The sequence below is a fragment of the Salidesulfovibrio brasiliensis JCM 12178 genome (assembly GCF_001311825.1).
Classification (GTDB): Bacteria; Desulfobacterota; Desulfovibrionia; order Desulfovibrionales; family Desulfovibrionaceae; genus Pseudodesulfovibrio; species Pseudodesulfovibrio brasiliensis.
Genome location: NZ_BBCB01000010.1, coordinates 14452 through 31461 on the forward strand (window position 1 = coordinate 14452; position 17010 = coordinate 31461).

At 60.2% G+C, this 17010-nt stretch carries 12 protein-coding genes and 5 pseudogenes; 7 read left to right on the forward strand and 10 right to left on the reverse strand.

Going from position 1 to position 17010, the window contains the following annotated elements; all coding sequences use genetic code 11:
• Positions 1-18 precede the first annotated feature (18 nt).
• The 8 genes and pseudogenes from JCM12178_RS04970 to JCM12178_RS05005 form a co-directional block, all read right to left on the reverse strand.
• Positions 19-771, reverse strand: coding sequence for a transporter substrate-binding domain-containing protein (locus tag JCM12178_RS04970; RefSeq protein ID WP_054649300.1), 753 nt, complete (start codon positions 769-771; stop codon positions 19-21).
• Between the two features lie 293 nt (positions 772-1064).
• A pseudogene (locus JCM12178_RS18600) lies at positions 1065-1492 on the reverse strand (methyl-accepting chemotaxis protein); the annotation flags it as partial.
• Between the two features lie 348 nt (positions 1493-1840).
• Positions 1841-2875, reverse strand: a pseudogene (locus tag JCM12178_RS20660) (methyl-accepting chemotaxis protein); the annotation flags it as partial.
• Positions 2876-3023: 148 nt separating this feature from the next.
• The gene (locus JCM12178_RS04985; RefSeq protein ID WP_054649306.1) at positions 3024-3776 is read right to left on the reverse strand and encodes an acyl-CoA dehydratase activase; all 753 of its coding nucleotides are present in this window, start codon (positions 3774-3776) and stop codon (positions 3024-3026) included.
• Positions 3777-3778: 2 nt separating this feature from the next.
• Positions 3779-5056 carry a double-cubane-cluster-containing anaerobic reductase gene (locus JCM12178_RS04990; protein WP_054649308.1) on the reverse strand — a complete coding sequence of 426 codons (1278 nt, stop codon included), beginning with the start codon at positions 5054-5056 and terminating at the stop codon, positions 3779-3781.
• A gap of 114 nt (positions 5057-5170) precedes the next feature.
• Positions 5171-5449, reverse strand: a complete 279-nt coding sequence (hgcB, locus tag JCM12178_RS04995) for a mercury methylation ferredoxin HgcB (protein WP_054649311.1) — start codon at positions 5447-5449, stop codon at positions 5171-5173.
• A gap of 10 nt (positions 5450-5459) precedes the next feature.
• Positions 5460-6590 (reverse strand): mercury methylation corrinoid protein HgcA, encoded by a 1131-nt coding sequence (gene hgcA, locus JCM12178_RS05000; protein ID WP_252989026.1) that lies wholly within the window; start codon positions 6588-6590, stop codon positions 5460-5462.
• Complete coding sequence (locus JCM12178_RS05005) at positions 6583-6897, reverse strand: ArsR/SmtB family transcription factor (protein ID WP_157054761.1); 315 nt, start codon at positions 6895-6897, stop codon at positions 6583-6585. The genes hgcA and JCM12178_RS05005 overlap by 8 nt, the downstream gene beginning before the upstream one ends.
• A 201-nt stretch (positions 6898-7098) precedes the next feature.
• Here JCM12178_RS05005 and JCM12178_RS20665 point away from each other — a divergent pair.
• Positions 7099-7401: pseudogene (locus JCM12178_RS20665) on the forward strand (hypothetical protein); the annotation flags it as partial.
• 41 nt (positions 7402-7442) lie between these two features.
• Positions 7443-7907 (forward strand): cache domain-containing protein, encoded by a 465-nt coding sequence (locus tag JCM12178_RS17585; RefSeq protein WP_083465745.1) that lies wholly within the window; start codon positions 7443-7445, stop codon positions 7905-7907.
• A 73-nt stretch (positions 7908-7980) separates the two neighbouring features.
• Here the strand turns inward: JCM12178_RS17585 and JCM12178_RS05020 are convergent, their stop codons facing one another.
• Complete coding sequence (locus tag JCM12178_RS05020) at positions 7981-8901, reverse strand: Gfo/Idh/MocA family protein (RefSeq protein ID WP_172677071.1); 921 nt, start codon at positions 8899-8901, stop codon at positions 7981-7983.
• A 192-nt stretch (positions 8902-9093) separates the two neighbouring features.
• On the opposite strand from JCM12178_RS05020, the pseudogene lpxB reads away from it, so the two are divergent.
• The 5 genes and pseudogenes from lpxB (at position 9094) to JCM12178_RS05045 (ending at position 14176) form a co-directional block, all read left to right on the forward strand.
• Positions 9094-10163 (forward strand): annotated as a pseudogene (gene lpxB / locus JCM12178_RS05025) (lipid-A-disaccharide synthase).
• Entirely contained in the window at positions 10156-11841 is a 1686-nt protein-coding gene (locus JCM12178_RS05030) for a glycosyltransferase family 2 protein (protein WP_054649322.1), read from the forward strand. The pseudogene lpxB and the gene JCM12178_RS05030 overlap by 8 nt, the downstream one beginning before the upstream one ends.
• A 34-nt stretch (positions 11842-11875) precedes the next feature.
• Complete coding sequence (locus JCM12178_RS05035; protein WP_054649324.1) at positions 11876-12199, forward strand: hypothetical protein; 324 nt, start codon at positions 11876-11878, stop codon at positions 12197-12199.
• Positions 12200-12286: 87 nt separating this feature from the next.
• Complete coding sequence (locus JCM12178_RS05040) at positions 12287-13573, forward strand: NYN domain-containing protein (RefSeq protein ID WP_054649326.1); 1287 nt, start codon at positions 12287-12289, stop codon at positions 13571-13573.
• Positions 13574-13708: 135 nt separating this feature from the next.
• Positions 13709-14176, forward strand: coding sequence for a hypothetical protein (locus JCM12178_RS05045; RefSeq protein WP_054649328.1), 468 nt, complete (start codon positions 13709-13711; stop codon positions 14174-14176).
• Between the two features lie 59 nt (positions 14177-14235).
• Here JCM12178_RS05045 and JCM12178_RS21230 read toward each other — a convergent pair.
• Positions 14236-16934, reverse strand: a pseudogene (locus tag JCM12178_RS21230) (cation-transporting P-type ATPase).
• Between the last annotated feature and the right edge of the window lie 76 nt (positions 16935-17010).

Below are 17010 nucleotides of genomic sequence, written 5' to 3' on the forward strand. Positions count from 1 at the left end.
GCGGATCAGCCATAATGATCAGTAGATACTGAAGGGAAAGTACTTCTTGTTGATACGGTCATAGGTCCCTTCGGCGCGAAGTCGCTTGAGTGCGTGGTTTATCTGTTTGCACAGTTCGTCATTGCCTTCGGCCACGGCTATGTGGGAGAAGCTGCTCACGTCAGATGCGGGCAGGGCGGAGCCGATGAAGTCAAAGGTGCGGCCTCTGGGGGTCTGCAGAAATTCGTAAATGGTCAGGCTGTCGGAAAGGACGGCGTCCACTTCTCCGGCCACCAGCAGGTCAAAGGCTTCCTTGGTGGTTCCTGCGGACCGGATGTTGCTGGTGCCGTAATGCTCGTAAAGGTAGTTCTCCTGAACGGTTCCTTTCTGTGCCGCGATTGTGCGCCCCGTCAGCACCTCGGGCGTGGCCTGAGGGAAGCGCCCCGCTTCGCCGACAAAATTGCTTCTGGAGCGGTAGTAATGGTCGGTGAAGTCGATAAGCTTGTCCCGTTCCGGTGTCTTGGCCATGCTGGCGACCACCATGTCGTAGTCTCCCTTAACAAGACGCGTGATGATGTCATTCCATGGCACGACGACTATCTCGCATTTTCGGGAAAGTGCGGTGCAGATGGCCTTTGCCATTTCCACGTCGAAACCTGCCGGTTCTCCGTTTTCGTCTATGTAGTTGAAGGGCGGGTAAGCGCCTTCCGTTGCCACCCTGAGCGGCTCGGCCGCGGCAAAGGCAGTTGTGAGAAGGATGAAAAGTGCGGCAACCGCTATGATTCTGGACATGCTGTCCCCCTTTCTGTCCAGCAGGTAGGATTCCTGAGGCCCTGATGACATCATTTTAGGACTGATGGTCGAAGCGTCCTGCAAGGCAGGGGCGGCCCGTACCTGTGCGCTTGTTGGCCCGCTGGGTGCGCCGGTTTGGACGAGGCGCCCGGAGTATCCGCGAAACGGTACAACATGTGCCGATAAAAATGAAGACCATAATAATCAATGCATTCCGCCCCGGATATCCGGGGCGGAATGAGCGGTTATGCGGGAAGCGCCTGTTGCGGCATGGCGTGCCTGCGCGGCGCGTCCACCCGGAAGTAGGCAATGGCCTCCTGCAGCTCCTCTGCCTGCTGGGAGAGCGTTTCCGAAGTGCCTGCAAGCTCCTCCGCAGCGGACGCGTTGCTCTGGATGGCCTGATCCATGTGACCCACAGCTTTGGCGATTTGTTCAATGCCATGGTTCTGGTCGTCACTTGCTCCGGTTATCTCCTTGATCATGTCCGCCGTGCGGCTGATTTCGGGAATCATGTGTTCGAAGAGGTCTCCCGCCTGCTCGGCAATGGTGACGCACTCCGTTGAAAGCTCGCTGATTTCCCCGGCTGCAATGCCGCTTCGCTCCGCCAGCTTGCGAACCTCTGCCGCCACCACGGCAAAACCCTTTCCGGCTTCGCCTGCACGGGCCGCCTCGATGGCGCGTTCAGGGCCAGAAGGTTCGTCTGCCGTGCGATATCCTCGATGATGGTGATGCGTTCCGCGATCTTGTGCATGGACTCCACGGCGTCATTGATGATCGTGCCGCCCTTGGTGGCGTCCTGGGCGTTGCTGACCGCAATGGCCTCGGTGCGGTTTGCAGCGTCCGTGGTCTGCCGTATGTTGGCCATGAGCTGTTCAATGCTCGCGGACACCTCTTCAACGGCAGCCGCCTGTTCCGTGGACCCTTGCGACAGGTTTTCCGACGAGGCGCTGAGCTCTTCGCTTCCGGCGGCCACGGATGCGACGGACTCCTGAATGGCCGCGATGACATCCTTCAGGCGGTTGCCCATTTCGGAGAGCGCTCCGGTTATCCTGCCGATCTCGTCGTGGCGATTCGTTTCAAAGGTTTCGGTCAGGTCGCCTTGCGCCACACGCCCGGCGTATCCGGCCCCCTTGTTGAGCGGTACCGTGATGCGGCGTGTGGTGAATATGGTGATGAGCACAGCCGCAACCAGTGAAATCCCGCCCATGGCCGCTGCGGATTGCTGCCCTGTCTCTGCGCTGGCGATGGTCTCCTGCTCCATGGTCGCCATGCGCTTGTTAGCGCGTTCCACCACCGAGGCAACCAGCGGTTCGATCTTGTGAACCTGCTCGCGCAGCGCCGCGATGTTCGTGGCGATGACGGTGTCTTCCTTCACGAGGGCGTTGAATGCCTTGTCATATGCGTCAAGACGGCTGGTCATCCCGGTCTTTTCCTGTCCGGAGACAGGCAGCAGGGAGGTCTTTTCACGAAGAACGTCGAGTCGCTTGTTTGTCTTGTCCACATACTTGTCGAGTCCACGAAGCAGATAGTCCTTTTCGTGGCGGCGAAGCATGAGCATCTCAACCATCACGTCACGGGACGCGTAGCTCGAAAGCTGTTCGTCCACCTTGCCGAGGGTCTCCTCAAGAGCATGGACCTCTCCGCGAAGCGCGCCCTGAAGTCCGGATTCGTGATCGAGCCCCCGGCGTTGCCATGCGGCGACAGTGGCCGCGAACGCCTTTTGGTAGGCTGCAATGTACTGGCTGATGGCCTCTGCATCCCGCACGCCTTGCTCGTTGCCCGAGGCTTGCTGGACGGCCTTGAGCTTCTCGGCCTTTTCGGCAACCTGTCCAACACTGGCCGCAACCTTGTCCACATACTTGAGATCCTTTCTGGCAAGGAAATCCTTTTCGGAGCGCCGGGCCTGCAGCATGTCGTTTTCGATGCCTCGCGCCAGCGCCATGGATCGGGCGGGTTGCGAGAGGAGGGTGTCGTAGTCGGAGCTGACAGTTTGCAACGTCAGGCGGTACGCGAAGAGGGCTGCCAAAAAGATCAGGCAGACCAGCCCGAATCCCGCGCCTAGCTTGCCTGCCATGGGAAGGTTGTCCAGAAATCGGCTTATCATGTCGCCTCCTCGGGATAAGAGCTAAGAAATTATATCCAGCGTAACACAATCGTAACGTCTCAAAAAGCGTCTTATACAGGTCTTGCGCAAAAATAATGTCGACACCTGATGGTGTCGACATTGAGTACGGTCAAACGTTTCGATTGTCTTATGCGAGCAGTGCGGCTCCGAGCGCGCCGGTCATTTCCGGGGCGTCGGGAACGAGGAGTTCTCCCTGCTCCCTTGTCAGGTCACGACGAAGCAGTTCCGCCATGCAGGGGTTTCTTGCAACGCCTCCGGCAAAGGCCACCGGAGAAGTCAGCCCCACACGGCGCAGCATATTCATGGTGCGGCGGGCGATGGCCATGTGAAGGCCGAGGGCGATGTCCTCGGGCCGCGCTCCCCGGGCCATGAGTGAGGTGGCCTCGGTCTCGGCGAACACCGTGCACATGCTGTTAATCACCGGCGGATTGTCGCCCCTGAGCGCATAAGCGCCGAAATCCTCCACGGGAATCTGGAAGACTCCGGCGGTGTATTCGAGGAATTTTCCTGTCCCGGCTGCGCAGCGGTCGTTCATCTCGAACTTTCTGACCTTGCCCGTCTCGGTTATGGAGATGGCCTTGGTGTCCTGTCCGCCGATGTCCAGTACGGTGCGTGCCTCGGGCTGCAGATAGTGCATGCCTGCGGCGTGGGCCTTGATCTCGGTGACGGTATGAACCTCGCAGGGAAGACCGGCTTCCCGGACAAGTTCGCGCCCGTATCCGGTCGCCACGCAGGTTTCCGGTTTCACACCTTCCAACAGCCGCTCAAGCTGGCGCAGCGGGTCGAAGGTGGTGGGCAGCGTGCGCTGCTCCACCACCGTATTGTCACGCATGAGCACCAGCTCCATGGAGCGGGAGCCGATGTCGATTCCGGCGATCATCGCTAGAGCATCTCCAGAAACGCCTCAACACGCGTCTTGAGCTGTTCGGCGTCTTCCATGGAATAGTCGGTCTCAATGGCGAGCGAGGGAATATCCTTGCCCGAGAGCCTTTTTTCCACCTTGATGGCCTCGTGGGTGTAAGGCTGGCAGAACATGAGCGCGTACTGGATGACACCGTCGGCGTTCAGCTCCTTTGCCATGGACTCCACATTGTCCAGCCGTTCGTCGTTGGGCGTGAAGCAGGCACAGTCTATGTTCATGTAACGATCGGCGATGGCGTCGAGCATTTCCTCCACGGTCTGGCCGGACTCGTCCACGAGGTCTCGGGAGTTGCGGGTGCCGATGCAGGATTCCTCGCCCACGATGACCGCACCGGAGCTTTCCACCAGCCACGGCAGCTTCCAGTTGGGCACGGCCATGGGGCAGCCAGCCAGCATGACACGCGGTGTCTTTTCCGAAACCACGCCTTCCTTGCGGGCGATGCGACCTTCAATTTCGTCGCAGAGTTCATTGATCTTGGCGGTGAAGCGGACCGGATCGTCGTAGAAGCTGATCTGATTGACCAGCAGCACGTCACGGCCGGAGATGGGTGTGGGCACGGCGGCGCGCAGGGCGTTCAGGCGTTGCAGGGCGCGGCGTTTTTCATTGACAATGCGGATGCCTTCCTTCAGGCGCTCGGCAGTGATCTCCACGCCGGTCAGCTTTTCCAGAGCGTCCTTGTAGCGCAGGACTTCCGACTTCCAGAGCTTGCGGTCCGCCTCGTCCTTACGCTGCGGCACTTCCATCACATAGAGGTTGTCCACGTGCTCGCCAAAGGCTTCATAGGCCTTCTTCTTGCCGTCGCAGGTGGTCTCGCCCACGATCATGTCGCAGGATTCTGTGAACGGACAGAGTTTTGCCAGTTTGAAGCCGATGAACGACTTGATGAGCGCGCAGGTGTTTCTCGGGACAAGCTGTTCGGCCTGTTCCTTGCCCGCGTCCGCGCCGGAACAGAGGCCGACCTGCACGGCATTCGCCGCAAGGGTCAGCTCCTCGGGCACGAAGACGCAGAACGTGCCGATGATCTTCTTGCCCTCGGCTTTGGCGTCCTGAATCTCCTTGATGCGCAGGCCGTGGACTTCGGACAGTACGAAGTCGAGGTATTCGGCCCCGCTCAAACGTCCCTGCTGGGACATGAAAATATCTCCGTAAAACTTGCCCAGCACCTCAAGCAGCCCGTCGTGCGCCTCAAGGTCCAGGTCAAGATTCTCCCACATTTCACGATACGCCGACTCGGACATGATTCCTTCCCTCCGGTTGAGATTTTCGATGGTGGGAAGTGTACCCTTACCGGTGCCCAACTGGGCAAATCGTTTGTGGGTATGCGCTGATGTTGTTCGTATAGACAGAACTAATCAGCAGCAGTTGATCGCTTCGTTTCGGCTGCCAAGCCAGCGCCTGATAATCAGGGCAGCACAGCCAACGCCCGGCGTGACGGACACGGCCTCGACAGGGCAGTTCATGGAGCAGGCGCCGCATTCCATGCAGGCTCCGTGGTCCACCACTTCGGCCTTGCGCTCGTTCATGATGAAGACCCCGTGCGGACAGACCGCGGCGCACATGCCGCAACCAACGCATTTGTCCCTGTCGTATTCAAGTGTTGCCTTGCCTTCGATGTAGCGGAATTCTTTCATGTCATACCTCTTATATGAACGGTCCAGCCAGCCAGAGCCCGAGGCCGATAAGCGCGGCAGCGAACTGGAAGGGCAGGCCGAGTTTCATTTCGTACTCGACGCCGGTGGGGGAAGTGTATGGCGTGGAGCCGGTGAAATTCATCATCATGTATGAGCCGAACGCCGTGCCCATGAGCAGCGGGCCGACACCGGCGTTCAAGATGAGGGCGAACGGCAAGGCAGTAACGAGTCCGGCCAGCGCGCCCTTGAGCCAGAACATGCGTCCCGGAAGGTGGGGGAGAAGCAGGGGAGCCACTGCCGTGCCGCCGAGAAACCCGGCAAATCCGCTCAGAAATGCGGAAAGACCACGTTGCCACGCCAGCGTGAGGTCATATCCCCACGGTCCGATGCCGCCCAGCAAAAGATATAGCAGCAGGCATATCACGATATATCGCCATGAATTGGTGATTTCCACGGGGATTAGCTCCGAGCGTTCTTTCAACGTGAAGCTGACGGCGCGCATGTCCGTGTCCGGCTCAAAGCCGTTTTTGATGAACCGGACAAGGTCTGTGGAGCGCACCGGGCCGTATTTCACGGTCATGCCGCATTCCCGTTTGATCGTATGGGCCGATACGCCGGGAGCGCCGAGCTGCGGCAGGATGAGCGTTGCGTTGGGCGCAATCCTGTCGAGTTTGGTGGAGTGTATCTTGCGGAGGATTTCCCGTGTGGAGAAAAGATGTTTGCCCGCTGCGCACCACACGTTGATGCCGCGTGTGTCGATGACGAGCAGCCATGCGCTGCTTTCGGCAAGATCCCGGCGCACGACGTCGAAGGTCAGCTTGTAGTTGGCTGTGACCACCACCGGGGAGCTTTCAGTCGGCAAACCCACGGCGTACAGGCCCGGCACAACGCGGTAACTGTGACGGTAAAACCCTGTTCGCACGCCGAGCGTTCCGAGATGGTCGCGCAGGGTCAGCGTGCTCGAAACTCGGGGCACGTCTCCGGCCGGTGTGCGGAGGAAATCCTCGACATAGCCGCAGATATCGTATCCGGGACGCTCAAAGACCCCGGCCTCGGGGTCGGGCTTCGGGTCTCAGCAAATCTCGTCGAGATTCGGTTCGCAGCAGCCCCCGGTCGGCATGTTCAGCGTAAGATCATCCATTGGTAATTCTCTCCAGTGCCCCGATGGGGCGACCCAGTTTTTCCAGCAGCCGTTCAAGCTCTGCCAGCGCACCGTGGTCCACGCAGTAACGGGTCTTCGGTCCCTCGACCTCGCCGTCCACCAGTCCCGCCTCCTTGAGCACCTTCAGATGCGCGCTCACCGTGGACTGGGCCAACGGAAGCTGGTCCACGATACTCCCGCAGGTGCAGCGGTCTATTTCCACGAGTTTTCGCAGTATCAGAACCCGTGTCGGGTGCCCGAGTGCCTTGCAGTATCCGGCCAGAAGCTCCATGTCGTGTTCGGTCATTGTTTGCCTCTTCTTAATCGTTAATCGACGATAGGCGATTGGTCTGTTGAAGTCAACGGGGCGGATAAGGGCATTCCCATCGGCAGCGGAATCACGTATAGAGGGGCCTCAAAGACCCTGAGGAGGAGTTTGATGAAGTTTTTCGCCGGAATTGCTGCACTGCTTATGACCTTCGCTCTGATCGGACCTGCATCCGCCCGCATGGCCTGCGACAGCTACCAACACAAGGAGACCGGAGAGCTTGTGAAGCTGGTCCGGGACGCGGTCAAACTCGTCCGCAGCAAAGGCGAAGCCGCCTTCAAGGACTTTGAAAAACAGGGCTCGCGCTGGAATTCCGGCGACCGCTGGGTAACGGTGACGGACCTTTCCGGCAAGGGCGTTTGCAACCCCCGCTTCACTCAGGCCGAAGGTCGTGATCTGCTCGAATTCCGCGACAGGAACGGGAAGCCCGTGCTCAACTACATGCTCCGCGAAGTGACCGGAGAAGACGGGGACGAAGGGTGGACCTTTTTCTATTGGCCCAAACCGGGCAAAAGCACCCCCGAATGGCGTTCCCTCTATGTGCCTACGCAGCCGCACCCTCCGGCAAGGAGTACATCGTCTCCGCAGGTGACTACGACCTGCCTATGGAACGATGTTTCGTGCGAAATCAGGTGGATCAGGTCGCCGATCTCGTCCAAAGCATGGGCAAGGAAGCCTTCCCCCTCATCCGAGGCCGCGACGGTGAATACTTCTGGCGCGACACTTACGTCTTTGTGATGTCGCCCGACGGCACCGAACTGGTCAATCCGGCCTTCCCGGAAAACGAAGGCCGAAACATGATCGAACAAAACGGTCCGGCCAAGCAGTACATGCCCATCGTTCTCAAAAAGAAAAACGTCTGGGTGCGCTACGACTGGCCGAAACCCGGCTCTGACAAGCCCGAACCCAAGCGCACCTACCTCAGGAAAGTCGAGTACCAAGGCAATGTCTACATCATCGGCTGCGGCGTCTATCTGAGCGACGAGTAGCCGGAGGCACAAGAAGAAAAAAAGGGCGCACCGTAACGGTGCGCCCTTTTTCGTGTCAGTTGACTGCAGCTCTTTAGCAGCCGCAGGTGAAGATGCGATCGAAGGTCTTGAGAACTTCGAGGCCGTCTTCGCCGGTGATGGGCGTTTCGGTTCCTTCCTTGACTGCCTTGAGGAAGGCGGTCAGTTCGGACCGGACGGGCTCGCGGTAGACGAGCGGCCATTCGCGCACGGAATAGGATTTGTCGTAGGTGGAGAAGGCCGAGTATTCCTTGACTTCCTGCGTGACGAGGTTGGCGTCTATGTACTTGGACTCGAAGGCCACGTTGATTTTGCGGGACTTGTAGGGCGTGACCCAGTTGGTGCTGATGTTGGCCAGCACGCCGTTTTCCATCTCGCAGGTGATGAGCGCGGTGTCTTCGTGCTTGCCGATGGAGGTGGAGGTCACGGCATAGACGGTCTTGAACTCGGAGCCGGTGAGGAAGCGCACGAGGTCGAGGTCGTGAGAGCCGAGGTCCTTGACCACGCCGACGTCCTGAATGCGCGGCGGATAAGGGCCGACGCGCTCGATGGTGATGGAGATCATGTCGTCGCCGACGAGTTCCTTCACGCGCTGCACGGCCGGGTTGTAGCGCTCGATGTGGCCGACCATGAGGGGCACGTTGTTGGCGCGGGCGCGGTCAACGAGCTCCTGGCCTTCCTCGGCAGTGGTTGCCAGGGGTTTTTCCATGAGCAGGCCCACGCCTTTGTCGATGACCTTGAGGCCGGTTTCGTAGTGCAGGCTGGTGGGTACGCAGATGCTCACGGCGTCGAGGTCGTTTTTGAGCAGTTCGTCGAGGTCGGTGTAGGTGTCGACGCCGAACTGTTCCTTGACTTCCGCGAGGGTCTCTTCGCTGACGTCGACGACGCCGACCACGTTTGCCTCGGGCATTTCAATGTAATTTCTCAGGTGGACGCGGCCCATCCAGCCGAGTCCGATGACTGCTACGTTCATCATGAATTGTATACCTCAAATGATTGTTTGCGTTGGTGGGGCCTTGGTACCCGCTTGGGGCGTTCTTGGCAAGTCTGTCCGGTGTGGCTTGCGCGCGGTGTCGTATCAAGATAGTCTCCCGGCATGAAAATCATGAATCCGGACGGACCGGTATGGATCAGCGCGGGCGAGGCTTCGGGCGACCTGCATGGGGCGATGTTGGCCCGCGAACTGCTTGCGCGCGAGCCGTCGCTGTCGATCATGGGCATGGGCGGCCCGGCCATGGAGGCCGCGGGCTGTGACGTGCGTTATCCCATGAGCCTGATTTCGCTGGTCGCTTTACCGAGGTATTCGCCGGGCTGCCCCGGATACTCAAGCTGTTGGGCGAGCTGAAGGCTGATTTCCGGCGCGAGCGGCCAAGGGCGATCATCCTGCTGGACTGTCCGGACTTCCACTTCCGGGTGGCGAAGATGGCCCGCAAGATGGGTATCCCTGTCTATTACTACATAAGCCCGCAGATATGGGCGTGGCGTTCCGGCAGGGCGAATTTCCTGCGGGAGAACGTGCGTAACGTGTTCTGCATCCTGCCGTTTGAAAAGGATTTTTACGCCAAGTACGACATGGACGTGGATTACATCGGCAACCCGCTGGTGGACGAGGTGCCGCTTGAGCGGTTGGACGCCATCGACCCGGAACCGAATCTGGTGGGCATTTTGCCCGGCAGCCGCAACCGGGAGATCAGCACGCTGCTGCCGGAATTCACGGAAGCCGCGCGGGTGCTGCGCAAACGCAACCCGGACACGCGGTTTGCGCTTTTCCGCGCACCGGGCATGGATGAGAGCAATTTGTGGCGCTTCTGGGGCGACGACCTGCCCGCCGAGATCGTGGAGCCGGAAGACCGGTACGAGGGCATGCGCCGGTGCAGCTTCGTCATGGCCGCGTCGGGCACGGTGTCGCTGGAGCTGGCGCTATGCGGAACCCCGGCCATCATCGCATACAGGCTCTCCAGCCTTTCGTATTTCATCGGTCGCTTCATCATCAATGTGGATTTTATCAGCCTGCCCAACCTGATCCTGAAACGTGAAGTCTTCCCGGAGATGATTCAGGAGGACGCTCGGGCCACGCCCATCGCCGAGAAAGCGCTTTCGTGGCGTGAGAATCCCGACGAGCTTGACGCCATTCGCTCTGACTTGGCGCGGCTTCGGACCATGCTGGGCGAGCCGGGCGCGGCGGGCAGGGCTGCGGACCTGATTCTGGAAGACCTCAAGGAGTTTCGCCATGGCTGATCTGCCAATGATTCCGCAGTGCGGACCGGCGTTCTACGAGCTGATGCGTAACCGGTATCCGGGTTGGATTCTCGGGGTGGTGCAGAGCGATCACGTCCGTGGGGTCATGCACGCGCTGGATCTTCTGGGCAGCGAGTCTGCCGAAGCCGGGGCCGCAGGGTGCGGGCTGGGCTGGTGGACTGCCGCGCGCCAGCCGTTCGACGCAGATTTCCTGACCCGGTTCGCCGCCTTCAACGCGGCCCGCCCGTTTCTGCCGGAAACGGGGCGGCGGTTTTTCGAGACGCTCTCATCGCGTTTGGGCGACTTGCCGGAGGAGGATCGGGAGCTGTGGCAAGCGGTCATGCAGGAGGGCGACACCAAGTACGCCATCAAGTTTCTCATGCCCCGGCTGGCGACGCCCATGGGCCTCTCCTGGCTCGGGCACTGCTGGGACGGGCTCCTGCGGTTCGGCAGCGTGTCGCTCATTGAAGCGGCGCTGGCAGGGCTGGCTCTTGACGAGGCTCTTGCGCCGCTCATGCCGAGGCTGCGCGCCGAGGCCGCTTTTCATTACGAGTCTTTCGAGAGCGCGCTTAAGGCCGTGGACACAGTCGATCCCGGGGTATGGGGCTTCTGGCCCGCCTACCACCGCGCGGAGTTGCTGATTCGGGCCGGGGAGACGGATGAAGGGTCTGCGCTGCTGGCCGAGCTTGTGGAGCGTATGCCGTGGCACCCGAATCTTGCGCTCAAGCTGGATGCGCTTCGTAATCCTCTGCCGCTGGCGTCCGCGCCGGAGCAGGGTGACGTGGCGATACTGGCCTACTCGTGGAACAAGGCCGACCTGCTGGCCGATACCTTGGAATCGCTTCGGCAGAGCGACATCGGCTCGGCGCGTATTTTTCTTTTGGATAACGGCTCCACCGATCACATGCAGGACGTATTCAGCCGGGCTGGGGAGTGGTTCGGCGATCGGCTGCACAGGGTGACGCTGCCGGTGAACATTGGCGCGCCGCCTGCGCGGAACTGGCTGCTCTCGTTGCCGGAAGTGCGCGCCTGCCGCTGGGCGGCGTTTCTGGATGATGACGTGATCCTGCCCGGGGACTGGCTTCGCAGGCTGCTGGGCGCGGCCGGAATGAAAGCCGACGCGGGCGTGGTGGGGTGCCGCATTACGGCTTCCACGCCGCCGTACGGGTTGCAGTCGGCGGATTACAACCTGCTTCCCATCCCGCCGGATCCGGGCGGTCCCGGCGAGTTTCCCCGGCGCATCAACATTTTCGACTCCTGCGCCGGAGCGCTCGATGACGGACTGTTCACCTACAACCGTCCCTGTCTTTCGGTTTCCGGCTGCTGCCACATGGTCAGCCTCAAGGCCGTGAAAAAGGCCGGTGACTTCGATGTGCGCTTCAACCCTTCGCAGTTCGACGACCTTGAGCGCGACCTGCGCTCCGCTCTGCACGGGATGCCCGCGGTATATTGCGGCTCCCTCGCCATCAGGCACGTACAGCACTCCAGCCTTGCCAAGCTTCCACGCCGCAGCAGATGGGCCACATCATGGGCAACAAGTACAAACTTGAGACCAAGTACGAAGACGCGCAGGCCGTCAAGCTGGCCGAGGTGGACATGGAACTGCTCTGGCGCAGCTTCGATGACACGCTTCGAAGACTGGACATTCGGGCCAACGGGTCTTAATTTCCGCGCATGAAAGTATGAAAACACCGTGACAACAGGAGGTCACTATGGAAGATGTTCGTATTTACGGAGATTTTCACGGCCTGACGCCTGAAAAGTTCGAGATGATCAAGGACGAGATTCCGCTGGATCAGGTGGACTATGAAGACAACGTGCTCCGCATTGACCACGAGGGCGTGTATATCGACATGGACGACTTCATCGAGCGCATGGCCGAAGTGCTGGGCGATGAAGGCCGGGGCGCGGTGGAATTCATCGACCATGTGGAATGGGAAGTGACGCGCTACACTATTGAGAAGGGCAGGATTTCGTCCAAGAAGGTCAAGGTGGACAATGTGCTGGATGCGCATATGCGCGACCACGGATTGTAGCCGATCCACTTGACGCAACGCCCCTGTTCCACTAACAACACCCTATTATCAGTATAGTATTATTTATTCAAACGTATCGGAGTACTTGTGGGCCGTCCTGAACAAATCGCCGTTTATTGGGATTTCGAAAATATTCACGCATCGCTTTGCACCCTGCATTACGGACCGTATTGGTACCGTGACAAGATGAACCGCCATTCGCGCCAGCCGCAGCTCATGGATATCAATTCCATCATGGAGTTCATCAATTCCGTAGGTGATATCAACATCAACAAGGCATACGGCAACTGGAGCTTCTTCTTCGGCTACAGTTTCGACCTGCAGAACCACGCCGTGGACCTCGTGCAGATGTTCCCGCGCGGGTCGCACGGCAAGAACGGCGCGGACATCCGCATGGCCATCGACGCCATCGAGGACATCACCCTCAACCCGCACATCTCAACCGTGGTGGTCATCGGCGGGGATTCAGACTACATCGCGCTGGCCCAGAAGGTGCGGCAGCGCGGCAAGCGCATCATCGGCATCGGGGTCAAGGAGACCTCCAACCAGTACTGGATGAAGTCCTGCAACCAGTTCAAGTACTACTCGTCGCTGCTGGTAAAGTCCTCGTCCATCTCCAGCCTCGAGAAGGAAGGATATGAAGCGGGCGACCTTGAAGACGCCAAGAAGCTGCTTATCAAGGCAATCAAGCGCATATGTTCCGAAACCGGCGAGGCCAGCGTACTCAAGGCGTCCATCAAGCCCATGCTCATGCGGCTGGACCCGTCCTTTGACGAAAGCAACTACGGCTTTTCCAACTTCACGTCCTTTTTGGAGTCCTGTCAGGATGTCGTCTCCATTCACGTTGGCGAGCACGACCACCGCCTGTCGCTTCTGAACACGGAAAACGGCGACGCTTCCGTGCCGGAGCCGAAAGTGCTGCATCCCTATGAGCTGATTCTGCAGAAGCAGCACGTGCAGCTCCCGGACCCGGCCATGCTCACGGCGGGAATCAAGGAGACCTTTGCGCTGTTCGTGGAGCACGGCGAGATTGCCGGATACCCGCGTTTCCGCGAGAAACTCGGAGATCGCCTTGCCGACATCGGCATTGAGGCGGGCACGCGCGACCTGAACAACGTCCAGCAGGTGCTCTTCCGTACCTTCTGCTTTCAGCTCAACCGCGAACGGCACACCCTGAGCCTTTCGCCGGAGGTGGTCAGCGCGGACATGCTCTGGGTCCGCGTGGTCAGCTATCTGGTCAAGCGCATCACCGACAACCTCGATGACATCCCGGACTACAAGGCCATGTCCCGCCTGTTGTTCGGCGACGAGGAAAAGTCCGACCAGCTCAAGGACATCCACGACAACGAGCTGTGGAAGCGTCCCCAGCGCTGACGGCGTGACGGCCTTTCGGCCCGAACTATCCCGCTTTGCGCCTTCTTGACCCGGCAGCATCGTGCCGGGTAGGTTTTTTGCGTATCGTCAACCATCCTCATCCGGCGTTGCCGGAAATGGCGCAACGGAGGCACCATGGACACTCCCGAACACGTCGAAGCGGTTCGCCAGACGCTTTTTAAAGCCTACTGCCTTACTGCCGTGCCAGCGGTCGTTCTCTTTGCGGTATGGGCATTTTTCGGCGGCAACACGGTCCTTGAGCCGCCGCTGGCCCGCGCGGTGCTCGGGCCTCTCGGATTCGTGGGGGCCATCGTCTTTTCCGTTGGGCTTCCGGTGTTGGTTCGGGCCAAGTTCGTGCAGAGGTACGAGAACGAAGTGTCCGTACCGACCGAGGTGTTTCTCGTTTTCCAGAAGACGCTTCAATCCGTTGCGTTGACCGGGGCATATTTCGCGGCAGCGGCATACATGTTTCAAGTCAGCCTGTTTCATCTCGCAGGAGCGTTGCTGGCGGCGCTTTACGGCGCTTATTACTATTTCCCGTCCGCGAGTCGCGTGGCCGGAGAGATGGAGGTGTTCGGCGTGAGGGAAGAGAAACGGCAGTAGGGCGCATTAATGACGGAAAAGAGAAGGGGACCGGCTGGCCGGTCCCCTTTTTGTGTGCACTAGATGTCGGTTCGCGTTCGCTTTTTGTCCCATTCGACGATGATGAAGACGATCAGTCCGCAGAGGAATATCTTGAACCAGTCGAAGAGGTTGATGGCCGCGCTGCTGAAGAGCGCGTTCATGAACGGCGCGTGGGTGTAGAGAATTTGCAGGATGACCATGATGCCGAATCCCCCGACGACCCAGAGGTTGGTACCGAGTCCCAGCTCAAACGGTGAACGTCTGAAGGATCGGGAGTTGAACAGGTAGAAGGCTTCGATGATGACGAAGGCGTTGACCGCCATGGTCCGGGCCTTCTCCGTGGTCGCACCGTTCATGAGCTCCCACTTGAACAGCCCGAAGGCCGCCGCAAGGAGCAGGACGCTGACCAGCCCGATGCGCCAGAGGATGACCTTGTCCAGAATGGGTCTCTCGGGCCTGCGGGGCGGGCGCTTCATGATGCCCGGCTCCATTGGCTCGAAGGCGAGCATAAGGCCGAGGCACCCAGCCGTGGTCATGTTGATCCAGAGAATCTGCACCGGCAGGATGGGCAGGGTTGCGCCGAACAGGACGGCGGTCAGGATGACCAGTCCCTCGCCCGCGTTGGTGGGCAGGGTCCAGGCGATGAATTTCACGAGGTTGGCGAAGACCCCTCGGCCTTCCTCCACAGCCGCCTCGATGGTGGCGAAGTTGTCGTCGGTCAGGACCATGTCCGCGGCTTCCTTGGCCGCGTCCGTGCCGCTGATGCCCATGGCGATGCCGATGTCGGCCTGCTTCAGGCTGGGGCGTCGTTCACGCCGTCGCCCGTCATGGCGCAGACCTCGCCGAGCGATTGCAGAGCCATTACCAGCCGGAGTTTCTGTTCCGGGGATACGCGTGCGAACACGGGGACGCCCTGCACCCGTTCGATAAGCTCCTCGTCGGTCAGCTCGCCGATCTCCTTGCCGGTAAGCACCGGGCAATCCTCGCCGAGGTTGCAGCTGTCGCCGCGCAGGCCGAGCTTCAGCCCGATGGCCTGCGCCGTGATGGCGTGGTCGCCGGTGATCATCTTGACCCGGATTCCGGCGTTCTGGCAGGTGGCAACGGCCCGCTTCGCCTCTTCGCGAGGTGGGTCGATCATGCCCTGCAGGCCGACGAGCGTCATGCCCGACGCGACCGCATCGTGGCCGAGTTCGCCGGAAAGGGTGGTGCGCTTCTTGGCAAGGGCGAGCACTCGAAGGCCCTTGGAAGCCATGGCGTGCTGGTGTTCGATGATCTCGTCCGGGTTGATGGGGATCATCTCCCCCTCAGCCGTCAGCACCGTATCGCAGCGTTCCAGCACGCGTTCGGTGGAGCCTTTCATCAGTAGCAGGGCTTCGCCGTCCTTCTCGTGCATGGTGACCATGTATTGCAGCTCGGATTCAAAGGCCAACTCGTCCTTTCGGGGAAAACGAGCCTGCTCGTCCTGCCTGGAGAGGCCGTGCTTTCGGCGGAGACCAGCAGGGCCGCTTCCGTGGGGTCGCCCAGAACGATCTGTTGTTCTCCGTCGTTGCGGATGGCGGCGTCGTTACAAAGCATCCCGGCGCGAAGGCATTCGTGCAGCGCGGCGTTGTCGGTGGTGTGCGGCGCGTCCCCGGCCGGGCTGATGCTGCCGCTGGACGCGTAGCCGGTTCCTGAAACATCGTAGCGACCGAAGCCCGCGAAGATGTCCTGAACGGTCATCTGGTTCTCGGTGAGGGTGCCGGTCTTGTCCGAGCAGATGACAGTGGTGCCGCCGAGGGTCTCCACGGCAGGGAGTTTGCGGACAATGGCCTTTCGCCCCGCCATTCGGGAAACGCCGAGGGCTAGGATGATGGTTACGGCGGCGGGCAGCCTTCGGGAATGGCGCCCACGGCAAGGGCCACGGCAGCCATGAAGGTGTCGGTGAACGGCTCGTTTCTGAGCAGGCCGAGGAGCATCAACACGCCTGCGAGCACCAGAATGGCGATGAGCAGCACGTGGCTGAAGCGGGTGATCTTTCGGGTGAGCGGGGTGTCCAGTTCCTGTGCGTCGTCGATCATGCCGGAGATGCGTCCGATCTCGGTCTTCTGGCCGGTGGAGGTGACGATGCCTCGCCCCTGACCGTAGCTGACGAGGGTGCCCGCATATGCCATGCAGGTGCGCTCGGCCAGCACCGAGTCTTTGTCCACTGACGAGGCCTGCTTGTTCACGGGCACGGATTCCCCGGTGAGGGTGGATTCGTCGATGCGCAGCTCCTTGGTGCGGAAGATGCGGACATCTGCCGGGACCTTGTCGCCGGAGCGCAGCAGGACCACATCACCGGGAACCAGTTGGGATGCGGCCAGGTCAACGGCGGTGCCGCAGCGCAGCGCCGTGGCGTGCACGCTCATGGACTTCGCAAGTGAGTCAAGGGCCTTGACCGCCTTTGACTCCTGAAAATAGCCGACAAGCGCATTGACGAGCACCACGCCGAGTATGACTCCTGCGTCCACCCATTCGCCCAGCGCCGTGGTGATGACGCCTGCGGCTATGAGGATGTAGACCAGTGCTGGTGGAACTGGAGAAGAAAGCGCTCCAGTGCGGTTTTCTGTCGTTTTGTGGCGATGACGTTTTCGCCGAATTCCTTGAGCCGTTTCTCGGTCTCGAAGCGGTCAAGTCCCATTTCCGGGTCAACGTCGAGCAGCTCGGCCACGTCAAGGGCCTGCATGTGGTGCCAGTGTTTATCCAGTAAACGTTCCATTTCATCCTCGTTCGTCGATGGTCTGTATGTGCATGGTTCTTTGATTCGGAATCCTGAAGGATTTCGGTCAGTATAC

Coding starts and splice junctions, on each gene's coding strand:
- JCM12178_RS04970 (WP_054649300.1), bottom strand. CDS start 771: ATGTCCAGAATCATAGCGGTTGCCGCACTTTTCATCCTTCTCACAACT.
- JCM12178_RS04985 (WP_054649306.1), bottom strand. CDS start 3,776: ATGATCGCCGGAATCGACATCGGCTCCCGCTCCATGGAGCTGGTGCTC.
- JCM12178_RS04990 (WP_054649308.1), bottom strand. CDS start 5,056: ATGTCCGAGTCGGCGTATCGTGAAATGTGGGAGAATCTTGACCTGGAC.
- hgcB (WP_054649311.1), bottom strand. CDS start 5,449: ATGAAAGAATTCCGCTACATCGAAGGCAAGGCAACACTTGAATACGAC.
- JCM12178_RS05005 (WP_157054761.1), bottom strand. CDS start 6,897: ATGACCGAACACGACATGGAGCTTCTGGCCGGATACTGCAAGGCACTC.
- JCM12178_RS17585 (WP_083465745.1), top strand. CDS start 7,443: ATGGCGTTCCCTCTATGTGCCTACGCAGCCGCACCCTCCGGCAAGGAG.
- JCM12178_RS05020 (WP_172677071.1), bottom strand. CDS start 8,901: ATGATGAACGTAGCAGTCATCGGACTCGGCTGGATGGGCCGCGTCCAC.
- JCM12178_RS05030 (WP_054649322.1), top strand. CDS start 10,156: ATGGCTGATCTGCCAATGATTCCGCAGTGCGGACCGGCGTTCTACGAG.
- JCM12178_RS05035 (WP_054649324.1), top strand. CDS start 11,876: ATGGAAGATGTTCGTATTTACGGAGATTTTCACGGCCTGACGCCTGAA.
- JCM12178_RS05045 (WP_054649328.1), top strand. CDS start 13,709: ATGGACACTCCCGAACACGTCGAAGCGGTTCGCCAGACGCTTTTTAAA.